11 protein-coding genes are annotated in these 11,459 nt (G+C 27.9%); all 11 read left to right on the top strand.

From position 1 onward, the window contains the following. Positions 1 to 1,830: DHH family phosphoesterase (locus GBZ86_RS08165; RefSeq protein ID WP_234885136.1), on the top strand; the 1,830-nt coding region annotated here is incomplete at its 5' end. Position 1,831: 1 nt separating this feature from the next. Continuing rightward, a complete protein-coding gene (rplI, locus tag GBZ86_RS08170; protein ID WP_152889512.1) occupies positions 1,832 to 2,278 on the top strand; it encodes a 50S ribosomal protein L9 in 447 nt (148 codons plus the stop codon). 16 nt (positions 2,279 to 2,294) lie between these two features. Continuing rightward, positions 2,295 to 4,193, top strand: coding sequence for a Lon family ATP-dependent protease (gene lonC / locus GBZ86_RS08175; protein WP_152889514.1), 1,899 nt, complete (start codon positions 2,295 to 2,297; stop codon positions 4,191 to 4,193). Positions 4,194 to 4,393: 200 nt separating this feature from the next. Next, entirely contained in the window at positions 4,394 to 5,728 is a 1,335-nt protein-coding gene (locus tag GBZ86_RS08180) for a replicative DNA helicase (protein ID WP_152889516.1), read from the top strand. An 87-nt stretch (positions 5,729 to 5,815) separates the two neighbouring features. Beyond that, complete coding sequence (glpK, locus tag GBZ86_RS08185; RefSeq protein ID WP_152889518.1) at positions 5,816 to 7,294, top strand: glycerol kinase GlpK; 1,479 nt, start codon at positions 5,816 to 5,818, stop codon at positions 7,292 to 7,294. 247 nt (positions 7,295 to 7,541) lie between these two features. Further along, entirely contained in the window at positions 7,542 to 8,021 is a 480-nt protein-coding gene (locus GBZ86_RS08190; protein ID WP_152889520.1) for a PTS sugar transporter subunit IIB, read from the top strand. 58 nt (positions 8,022 to 8,079) lie between these two features. Then, a complete protein-coding gene (locus GBZ86_RS08195) occupies positions 8,080 to 8,877 on the top strand; it encodes a PTS mannose/fructose/sorbose/N-acetylgalactosamine transporter subunit IIC (RefSeq protein ID WP_152889522.1) in 798 nt (265 codons plus the stop codon). Further along, positions 8,877 to 9,683, top strand: coding sequence for a PTS system mannose/fructose/sorbose family transporter subunit IID (locus tag GBZ86_RS08200; protein ID WP_152889523.1), 807 nt, complete (start codon positions 8,877 to 8,879; stop codon positions 9,681 to 9,683). Before GBZ86_RS08195 ends, GBZ86_RS08200 begins: the two co-directional genes overlap by 1 nt. A 76-nt stretch (positions 9,684 to 9,759) precedes the next feature. Then, complete coding sequence (locus tag GBZ86_RS08205; RefSeq protein ID WP_152889525.1) at positions 9,760 to 10,164, top strand: PTS sugar transporter subunit IIA; 405 nt, start codon at positions 9,760 to 9,762, stop codon at positions 10,162 to 10,164. 18 nt (positions 10,165 to 10,182) lie between these two features. Further along, on the top strand, positions 10,183 to 10,446 hold the full coding sequence (gene yajC, locus GBZ86_RS08210; protein WP_152889527.1) for a preprotein translocase subunit YajC: 264 nt from the start codon (positions 10,183 to 10,185) through the stop codon (positions 10,444 to 10,446). 160 nt (positions 10,447 to 10,606) lie between these two features. Continuing rightward, complete coding sequence (locus tag GBZ86_RS08215) at positions 10,607 to 11,329, top strand: GntR family transcriptional regulator (RefSeq protein ID WP_152889529.1); 723 nt, start codon at positions 10,607 to 10,609, stop codon at positions 11,327 to 11,329. The last annotated feature ends 130 nt before the right edge of the window (positions 11,330 to 11,459 follow it).

An 11,459-nucleotide genomic window follows, 5' to 3' on the forward strand; every position in this document is an offset into this window, starting at 1 on the left:
ATATATATTAATTATAAACTTAAGCTCTCTATGAAGAAAGAAGAGAGTTATAAAGTTCAAATTGTAGAAGTTGCTAATAATATTAATAACATGATAGAGAATAATATTTTGAATATGGTATATCCTTTATGTATATTAAATTTTAATGGCGAAATAATTTGGTATAATAAGAATTTTGAAAAATTATTTAATGCTCAAAATAGTATAGGAAATAATTTGGTTTCTGTAGCTAGAGGAATAGCATTAGATAAAGTGCTAAAATGTGATAAAGATTATTCTCAAAAAATAAAAATTAAAAAATTTATTTATGATGTCTATGGAGAAGAAATATCTATAGATAAAGAAAGAAAACTATGTTTAGTTTATTTTAATGATGTTACTTACTTAAATGAGGTAACTAAAGAAGATATAATGTTATTAGAAGTTGATAATTTGAATGAAGTTTTAAAAACAGTAAATGATAGTAATAGACCTTTACTTATAGCAGAAATAGAAAGAACTATAAGTAATTATGCCAATAGTATTGAGGCTATGATAAGAAAATATGATAGTAATAAATATGTATTATCGGTTTCTGATAACATTATTGATGAGCAAATAAAAAAGAAATTTGATATACTAGATATTGTTAGAGATATAGATTTAGGTAATGAATTAGAAGTAACTTTAAGTATTGGAGTTGGAAGAGGAGGAAACACGCCTGCTGAAAACCATGAATATGCAATTAAAGCTAAAGAATTAGCATTAGGTAGAGGTGGAGATCAAGCGGTTGTAAAGAAAATTAAAGATATATCATTTTTTGGAGGAAATACTAAAGAACTAGAAAAAAGAACTAGAGTTAGAGCTAGAGTGGTATCTCATGCATTGAAAGATTTAATATATGAAAGTAGTACGGTGTATATAATGGGGCACAAAAATCCTGATATGGATTGCTTTGGAGCTGCGCTAGGTATTGCTTCTGTAGCAAATCTTTTAGGAAAGAACTCTAAAATAATATTAGACAAAGATACTAATGCTATTGAAGGGTTTTTACAAAAAATTAGCAAAAAAGAAGAGTTTAAAAATTTATTTATATCTTCTTTAGATGCATATAAATATTTAGATGAAAATTCACTTTTAATATTAGTTGATGTTCATAGTACAGGATATGTATTAAACTCTGAACTAGCTAAAAAATTTAAGAGATTAGTTATAATAGATCATCATAGAAGAAGTGCAGATTTTATACAAGGAAGTATTTTGAATTATATAGAAATATATGCATCATCCACTTCAGAGTTAGTTACAGAAATAATTCAGTATATTTTAGATAAGCCTAAGATAAATAGGTTGGTAGCTGAAGGATTATTAGCTGGTATATATATGGATACGAAGAATTTTTCATTTAAAACAGGAGTAAGAACTTTTGAAGCTGCATCTTTTTTAAGGCGATTAGGTGCTGATACAATAGAAGTTAAAAAGTTATTTAGTAATAATCTTCAAAATTATATAGATAAAGCAATGACAATTAAATCAGCAGAAGTAGAAAATAATGTTGCTATAGCTATTTGTCCATCTAATGTTACAGAAGTTGTAATGGCTGCTCAAGCAGCAGATGAGTTACTAAATATTACAGGTATTCAAGCATCATTTGTATTTGTTAAAATAAATAATGATATATATATAAGTGGAAGATCACTTGGAGATATTAATGTGCAAGTAATATTAGAGTCATTAGGTGGTGGAGGTCATATGACTATGGCTGGAGCAAAATTAAAAAATATTTCTATTGATAATGCTATAAAAACATTAAAAGAAGCTATAAGAAATAATTCAAGGGAAGGTGACTAAAATGAAAGTAATATTACTTCAAGATGTTAAAAAATTAGGAAAAAAAGGAGATGTTGTAAATACATCTGATGGATATGCAAGAAATTATTTATTTCCAAGAAAGTTAGCTGAAGAAGCAACAGATTCAAACATGCACATTTTAAATGCTAAGAAAGAAACAGAAAGAAGAAAAAAAACTGCTGAAATTGAAGCAGCACAAAAATTAGCACAAGAGTTAAAAGATAAAACTATTAAAATAGAAGCTAAATCAGGTGATAATGGTAAATTATTTGGAGCTATAACAAGTAAAGATGTAGCTAATTTAATAAAAGATCAATTTAATGTAGAAGTGGATAAGAAAAAAATAGTTATGGATACAATAAAAATAGCAGGAACTTATAATATAGAAGTAAAACTATATCCAGAAGTATCAACTAAGATGAAGGTTATGGTGATTCCTGTTAATTAAAAGGGGGATTAAGAATTTGAAGTTAATAACAAATGCAGAGGATATAAAAGATATAATAGATAATGGCTTAACTATTGAAAGTCAAATTAATGCTTTATATGAAGTATTAAATAACATATTAGATGAAGGTGCTGTAAAGGCAAGAACTATAAGATTTAAACTAAATAAATATATTAATTCTCAAAATATATATGAAAGATTATATGCATTAGCTAAAATTGCATCTGAAGGTAAAGGATTAGAAGAAATACCTAATGAAACTAACGCAAAAGAAGCATTAGAGCAAGTGAATAATATGGTTTGCGATTTAATAGCTAAAAGATATATACAAAATAGAATAGAAAAAGAAGTTGAAAAATCTTTAGTTGAAAAACAAGATAAATATGTTGATGAATTAAGACTTAGTATAATGAAAAAGCAAAAAGGTCCAGAAAATGCAAAAACTAATAAAAAATTTGATAAATTACAAACTTTAGATTCAAGAACAAAAAATAAAAATATTATGTCTTTATTAAGACCTAATTCATTTGAAGAGGTTGTAGGTCAAGAAAGAGCTATAAAATCACTATTATCAAAATTAATTTCACCATATCCACAACATATAATTTTATATGGACCTCCAGGGGTAGGAAAAACTACAGCAGCAAGAATTGCCTTAGAAGCGGCTAAACAATTAAAATCTACGCCTTTTGATAAAGATTCAAATTTTATAGAAGTAAATGGAACAACTTTAAGGTGGGATCCTAGAGAAATAACTAACCCATTATTAGGATCAGTGCATGATCCTATATATCAAGGAAGTAAAAGAGATTTAGCTGAAATAGGAGTTCCAGAACCTAAACCTGGTTTAGTTACTGATGCTCATGGTGGAGTATTATTTATTGATGAAATTGGTGAATTAGATGAATTTCTTCAAAATAAACTTTTAAAAGTATTAGAGGATAAGAGAGTTGAATTCTCATCATCTTATTATGATCCAGATGATGAGAATACTCCTAAATATGTAAAATATTTATTTGATAATGGAGCACCAGCAGATTTTGTATTAATAGGAGCTACAACTAAAGACCCAAGTCAAATAAATGCAGCTTTACGTTCAAGATGTACAGAGGTATATTTTGAGCCATTAGCACCATTGGATATTCAAATGATAGTGATAAATGCAGCAAAAAAACTAAATGTAGATTTAGAAGAAGGAGTAGAAAAATTAATTTCTTCATACACTATAGAAGGTAGAAAAGCTGTTAATATTTTAGCTGATTCTTACGGACAAGCGATATATAAACGTAATGGAGATATATCAGATGAATTAAAAGTTTCAATAAAAGATGTTGAAGAGGTATTAAGTATAGGAAGATATATTCCATATGAAAGAATAGAAAATATGGATAAAAAAGAAATTGGTCATATTCATGGATTAGGAGTTTCAGGATTTTTAGGATCTACTTTAGAAATAGAAGCAACAGCTTTTCCTGCTAAAGAAAAAGGAAGAGGTCAAATAAGGTTTAATGATACTGCTGGTTCTATGGCAAAAGATTCTGTATTTAATGCAACATCAGTAATAAGAAAAGTTTCTAACATAGATGTAAAAAACTATGATATACATGTTAACGTAGTTGGTGGAGGCAGAATTGATGGACCATCTGCTGGAGCAGCTATTACTATTTGTATATTAAGTGCATTATTAGAAAAACCAATAAGACAGGATTTAGCTATTACTGGAGAGATATCTTTAAGAGGTAAAATTAAACCAGTAGGAGGAATTTTTGAAAAAATTTATGGAGCTAGAAGAAAAGGTATTAGTTTAGTTGTAGTTCCCAAAGATAATAAGTCAGAAATTCCAAATAATCTTAATGATATAGAAGTACGAGCTATAAGTGATATTGAGGAATTAATGGAAGTTGCATTTAATTAATATAAGGAGCGAGTTTTTCTCGCTCTTTTTAAGTTTTTATATTGAAGTACATATATTAAAATTAGATTAATATTTTATTAATAGGACTATAATTTATAATAGTATATATTAATGATCATGTATTATGTTGAAAATAGTATTTAATTATTGCATAATAAAATTATTGTATTTTAAATTAATAACGGAAGGAGGAATTTATTTTGGATGCACCACTAATGAAGAGTTTGCCTCAAAGTATTGAAGCGGAACAATCAGTATTAGGAGCTATGATGATAGATAGAAATACTATAGCTCAAGCGGCGGAAGCATTAGGTATAGAAGATTTTTATAGAGATGCACATAAAGTAATTTTTCAAAGTATAATTGAAATGTTTCAAAAAGATGAACCAGTAGATGAGTTAACTTTATTAGAACATTTAAAAGCTACGGATAGACTAGAAAAGTCAGGTGGAATAACATATGTTACTGAGATAAGTTCCTCAGTTTTAACGACTGCTAATATAAAATCTTATATAAAAATAGTTTCACAAAAATCTATGTTAAGAAAATTAATAAAATCTTCCACAGAAATAATTGAAAATTGCTATAATAATCAAGATAATGTAGATAAAGTTATAGATGGAGCGGAAAAAAAGATTTTTGATTTAGCAGAAAAAAAGACAACAAGTGATTTTGAACCATTAAGTGCTGTTTTAGAAAGAGGATTTGAACAAATAGAAGCTTTATTTAATAATAAAGGAGAAATAACAGGTGTTGGATCAGGTTTTAAAGATTTAGATGAAAAAACATCTGGTTTTCAAAGTGGAGATATGGTTCTTATAGCGGCTAGACCTTCTATGGGTAAAACTACTTTTGCACTTAATATTGCTGAACATGCAGCTTTAAGAGAGGGAAAAAGTGTTGTTATATTTTCTCTAGAAATGTCTAAAGAACAGCTAGCATATAAATTATTATGTTCAGAAGCTAATGTTGATATGTTAAGCCTTAGAACAGGAAATTTAGAAGATAAAGATTGGGAAAATATAGCTAGAGCAGCGGGTCCATTATCAGCAGCTAAAATTTATATAGATGATACAGCTGGCGTATCTATAATGGAAATGAGATCAAAATGTAGAAGATTAAAAATAGAACATGGTATAGATTTAATACTTATAGATTATTTACAACTTATGAGTGGAAGTGGAGAAGAAAGTAGACAGCAAGAAGTATCTGAAATATCAAGAAATATTAAGGCTATTGCAAAGGAAATGCAATGTCCTGTTATAGCGCTTTCTCAGCTTTCACGTGCTCCAGAGCAAAGAGCAGACCATAGACCTATGTTATCGGATTTGAGAGAGTCAGGTTCTATTGAGCAGGATGCTGACTTGGTTATGTTTTTGTATAGAGATGAGTACTATAATAAAGAAACAGAAGAGAAAAATGTAGGTGAATGCATCATAGCAAAGCAAAGAAATGGTCCTGTTGGTACAGTAAAATTAGCATGGTTAGGACAATACAGTAAGTTTGCTAATTTAGATACACTTCATAGAGAATAAACTATATAAAAATATATTAAGTTAAAATTACTTTGATAAATAAAGTTTTTATCAAAGTAGTTTTTTTAATAAATGAGGTGAAAAATTATGAAAAAACTGATAATGGCTTTAGACCAAGGTACTACTAGTTCAAGATGTATTTTATTTGATAGAGATGGTAAGGTAGTTAGTATAGCTCAAAAGGAATTTTCTCAATATTATCCTAAACCAGGATGGGTAGAACAAGATGGAATGGAAATATGGTCTACTCAATATGGAGTAGCTATAGAGGCTATAGCTAAAGTAGGAGTTACATTAGATGATATTCATTGCATAGGTATTGCTAATCAAAGAGAAACTACTTTAATTTGGGATAAGAAAACAGGTAGTCCTATATATAATGCATTAGTATGGCAATGTAGAAGAACAGCAGAATATTGTGATGAATTAAAAAGTTTAGGATATGAGCAAATAATAAAAGAAAAAACAGGATTAAGATTAGATGCATATTTTTCAGCATCAAAAATAAAATGGCTTTTAGATAATGTAAAGGATGCTAGAAAGAAAGCAGAATCTGGTGAGCTATTATTTGGAACTATAGATACATGGATTTTATGGAATTTAACAAAAGGAAAAGTACATGCTACTGATTATACTAATGCATCAAGAACTTTACTTTTTAATATCAATACTTTGAAATGGGATAATGAATTATTAAAAATATTTAATATTCCTAAAAGTATATTACCAGAAGTTTATCCATCAGCGTATACTTTTGGTAAAGTAGATTCTAGTATTTTAGGAAAAGAAATAATTATTAGTGGTATGGCAGGTGATCAACAGGCATCATTATTTGGACAAGCTTGTTTTAAAGAAGGAAGTATAAAGAATACTTATGGTACGGGATGTTTTATGTTAATGAATACCGGAAGAAAACGTATAGATTCTAAAAGTGGATTGTTGACAACTATAGCTTGGGGAATTGAGAATGATGTTTTTTATGCATTAGAGGGTAGTATATTTGTTGCTGGAGCTGCAATAAAGTGGTTAAAAGATGATATGAGAATGATTAAGTCTCCACAGGAAACAGAAATGTATGCAAGAAGAGTAGAAAATACTAATGGTGTTTATTTTGTACCAGCTTTTGTTGGATTAGGTGCACCTTATTGGGATCCTTATGCTAGAGGAATATTAATGGGTTTAACTAGAAGTGCTAAAAAAGAGCATGTTGTAAGGTCTGTATTAGAATCTTTAGCATATCAAACTTATGATATAGTTAAAGCTATGGAAAAAGATTCTAAAATAAAGTTAACAGAATTAAAAGTAGATGGCGGGGTATCGGTTAATGATTTTTTAATGAAATTTCAAGCTGATATATTAAATACTACTGTATCAGTTCCTTTAATATCAGAAACTACTGCATTAGGAGCGGCATATTTAGCAGGTATAGGTGCTAATTATTGGTGTAACTCAGAAGAGATTGAAAAAAGCTTTAATATAAGAAAAAGATTTAATGGAACTATGGAATGTGAAGAAAGAATAAATCTAATAAATGGATGGCATGATGCAGTAAAAAGATGTAGATAAATATATTAAATTTTGATAAAAGGAAGTTTTATATGCACAAGACTTCCTTTTATTTTACATAAATGTAAAATAAAAACAAAAAAATATTGATAAAAATAAAAGAAAAGAGTACAATATAGGTAATAACTGGTAATTAATATTCATAAATATAAATAATTATTCAGTTAAAAATTAAAATACTATAGAACCTTAAAAATTTTTGTGATAAGGTTTACAAATAGTAAGTGAAAAAGGGGGAGGATTTTAAATGCCAATAGTACATTTTAGAGTTGACGGAAGATTAATTCATGGACAGGTAGCTTTAGCATGGTCAAAAATGACTAATCCTAATCATATCATAGTAGCTAATGATATGGTAGCATCAAGCCCACAACAACAAGCTATATTAAGATTAGCAGCACCTAAACAAGTAAGATTATCAATGCAACCAATTGATAAAGTTATTGCTTACTTAAATAGAGGGCTAGCACCTAATGAAAATGTATTTTTATTAGTTAAAGATGTTGTAGATGCTAATAAATTATATGAAGGTGGATTAACTCATATGGATCTAAATATAGGAAATATGACGCATAAGCCAAATGCTACAAAGTTAAGTGACAAATTATTTGTTACTGATAAAGAATTAGAATCTTTAAATAAGTTAATTGACAGAGGAGTAAATTGTTATTTTCAAATGATACCTACAGATTCTAAGCAAGATATAAGACCTTTAGTTAAAAAGTAATTATTAGATATTTTTATTATTTAAGAAAATAAAATAGGGTATATAAGGGGATGTTATTATGGAATTGTCAATAATTCAATGTTTATTGCTTGCTTTATGGGCATTTTTTAGCATTAATGAAATGCTTGGACCATATCTTGGTTTATGGCATAGACCTTTGATAGCTGGACTTGGAGCAGGCATTATTTTAGGAGATATTAATACTGGTCTATTTATAGGTGCAACTTTAGAAATGATTTCTCTTGGAGTACATTCTTATGGTGGAGCTGTTGTTCCAGATTATACTACAGGAGCTATTTTAGGAGTGGTATTTGGACATTTGTCAGGAAATTATGATACTGGTATAGCTATAGGAGTTCCAATAGCTTTATTAGGTTCATATCTAGATGTTTTAGCAAGATTATCAACAGGAATATGTGCTCATAGAGCAGATAAACAAGCTGCTAATGGAAACATAAAAGGTATGTGGGGATGGCATTTATTTGGTTCAGTTCCTTGGGGGTTATCAAGAGCTATTCCAGTATTTATAGGTGCATATTTTGGTTCAGATGTAGCTCAAGCATTTATAGATAAAGTTCCAGTTTGGTTAACTAATGGATTTGCTGCTGCTGGACATGCTATGCCTGCGCTTGGAGTTGCAATTTTATTAAATTATTTACCAATAACAAAGCAATGGTATTTTGCAATACTTGGATTTGTACTTGTAACATTCTTACAGTTACCAATGCTAGCTATTGGAATCGTTGGGTTAATAACTGCTGTTACTTATGTTCAATTATATTTTAAAAACAATGGAAATGGTCCATCAATTAATAATGGTGCAAATGATTTTGATCAGATAGGAGGCGAATTTTAATGAGTGAAAAAATAACTAGAAAAGATTTATGGAAAGTTTTTTTAAATCATTTAACATTGCAAATGTCTTGGTCATATGAAAGAATGCAAGCTTTAGGATTCGCTATTTCTATATCACCAATTATAAAAAAGGTATATAAAGATGATCCAGAAGGAATGAAAACAGCTTTAACAAGACATATGGAATTCTTTAATACTTGTCCAAATTATGGTGCTACTGTGATTTTAGGTATAGTTGCTGCACTAGAGGAACAGCAGGCAGATCCAGAATTAATAAGAGGTATTAAAACTGGTATGATGGGACCTTTAGCTGGTATTGGAGATAGTTTGATGTTTGCTATTTTAGGACCTTTATTAATATCAATACCTGCATCTATGGCACTAACTAAAGATTTTACTGGTGCTTTGATAGCTTTAATTATAACTCAAATTATATTTATTGGTTGGAACTTTTTCTTAAAATGGAAGCTTATAACGTTAGGATATGATCAAGGTGCTAACTTAGCAACAAGTTCAGAAGGTATGATGGAAAAAGTTACTTTTGGTGCAGGTATATTAGGATTAACTGTTGTTGGTGGAATGATAGGATCTATAATTAATATAGTAACTCCAATAACAGCTCAATTTGGAGATTATGTTTTTAATTTACAAGAAACACTAGATAAATTATTTCCTAAATTATTACCAGTACTAGTTGTCTGTGGTGTATTTTATTTACTACGTAATAAAAAATGGAGTCCAGTTAGAATAGTTATATTTATGTTTGTAATATTTACTGCATTAGGAGCTTTGGGAATAGTAGCTTAATTATAGGATTTATGAAATAAATTAGAGTTTCCTTTTTAGGAAACTCTAATTTGTAATATGGTAGGAGGAAATTTTTATGATAGGAGTTTTAATAGCAACTCATGGAGAGATGGCAAAAGGTATAGCTGATGCTATTGATATGATTTGTGGTAAACAAGAGCAATTTGATTATATTTCATTACACAGAGGACAAGATGCAGAAGAATTTGGAGCACTTTTAGAAGAAAAAGTTGAATTGTTAAATAGTGGTGATGGTGTTGTAGTTATGGTTGATTTATTAGGAGCTACTCCAATGAATCAATCTGCATTATTATTATATAAAAAAGAAGATATTCAAGTTGTTACTGGAATAAATTTACCTATGGTTACAGTAGCTGTAATGGAAAGAGATATGGTATCAAATTTAGAAGAGTTAGTTGAAAGAATGACTACAGATTCAAAGGAAAGCATATTAAATGTAAGACAATTATTAAATGTTTAATTAAGGAGATAGACAATTATGAGTACATTTTTAACAGTCATATTAGTAATAATAGCATTATTTTTATTTTGGTATATAATAAGTTTTAGAGGTGTAAATAAGCAAAAGGCTGCTATAATTGAAGAGCAATCTAAAGTTAAAGTAGGTGCAAATATTATACTTGCTAATGGTATACATGGAAAAATAAATAAATTAAATGAGAAAACAGCAGATATAGTAATAGACCAGTCTAAAAATGTTATCATAAAAATAGATAGAGTGGCTATTGCAAAGGTTATTTAGCCATAAGTAAAATAAAATTTATTTTTAAAAATAAACTCATAATATTATTTTAAAAGCATAATACTATGAGTTTTTTATATTTTATAAGAAAAGATAAGGATATTGAAAAAATTTAATCAATATGAGAGTATGTATAATGAATATGAAATGAGGTGAATTTATGGATATTAAAAGAAGTAAAGGAATTGCTTTATATCATCAATTGGAAAAAATATTAATAAATTTAATTAATAATGATCATTTAAAAGAAAATGATAAATTACCTTCAGAAAGAGAGTTATGTGAAACTTATAATGTAAGTAGAACAACTGCGCGTCAAGCTGTAGCAGAACTTGAAAAAAAAGGATATATATATAAAGTTCATGGAAAAGGTACATTTGTATCTCCTAAGGTATATAAACAACAACTTTTAAAATTTTATAGTTTTACAGAAGAAATGAAAAAATTAAATAAAGTTCCATCATCTAAAATTTTATCATTTAATTTAATTGATGCTGATGAAATAATAGCTAGTAAATTAAAATTAAATGAAAATTTAAAAGTTTATAAAATAACAAGATTAAGATTAGCAGAAAATGAACCAATGATGGTAGAAATAACTTATTTACCAGAAACGCGTTTTAAAAACTTAAGTGTAAGTTTATTAAAAAAAGAGCCAATGTATGATATTTTTAGAGAAAAATATAATGTTAATATAACTAAAGCAATTGAAAGTTTTAAACCAATATTAATAGATAAAGTAGAAGCTATACAATTAGAAGTAAAACAAGGTACAGCAGCTATGAACATAGAAAGAATAACTTTTGAAAATCTTGAAGTAATAGAATATACAACTAGTATAGCTAGAGGGGATAAATTTGAATATACGGTATCTTTAGAATAATTATCATATATAAAAAATACAATTAATCTATAAATAGTATATATGGAAAATATTGAATATTAAACATTTACATGGTAATATTATATTAACAATAAAAATATTTAAATTACATAAAAATATAATAGGATTG

The sequence above is a fragment of the Clostridium tarantellae genome (assembly GCF_009295725.1).
Lineage (GTDB): Bacteria > Bacillota > Clostridia > Clostridiales > Clostridiaceae > Sarcina > Sarcina tarantellae.

What these genes read in the sequence shown, in the direction of transcription:
- rplI (WP_152889512.1), top strand. Translation starts at nt 1,832, where the DNA reads ATGAAAGTAATATTACTTCAAGATGTTAAAAAATTAGGAAAAAAAGGA.
- glpK (WP_152889518.1), top strand. Translation starts at nt 5,816, where the DNA reads ATGAAAAAACTGATAATGGCTTTAGACCAAGGTACTACTAGTTCAAGA.
- GBZ86_RS08190 (WP_152889520.1), top strand. Translation starts at nt 7,542, where the DNA reads ATGCCAATAGTACATTTTAGAGTTGACGGAAGATTAATTCATGGACAG.
- GBZ86_RS08195 (WP_152889522.1), top strand. Translation starts at nt 8,080, where the DNA reads ATGGAATTGTCAATAATTCAATGTTTATTGCTTGCTTTATGGGCATTT.
- GBZ86_RS08200 (WP_152889523.1), top strand. Translation starts at nt 8,877, where the DNA reads ATGAGTGAAAAAATAACTAGAAAAGATTTATGGAAAGTTTTTTTAAAT.
- GBZ86_RS08205 (WP_152889525.1), top strand. Translation starts at nt 9,760, where the DNA reads ATGATAGGAGTTTTAATAGCAACTCATGGAGAGATGGCAAAAGGTATA.
- yajC (WP_152889527.1), top strand. Translation starts at nt 10,183, where the DNA reads ATGAGTACATTTTTAACAGTCATATTAGTAATAATAGCATTATTTTTA.
- GBZ86_RS08215 (WP_152889529.1), top strand. Translation starts at nt 10,607, where the DNA reads ATGGATATTAAAAGAAGTAAAGGAATTGCTTTATATCATCAATTGGAA.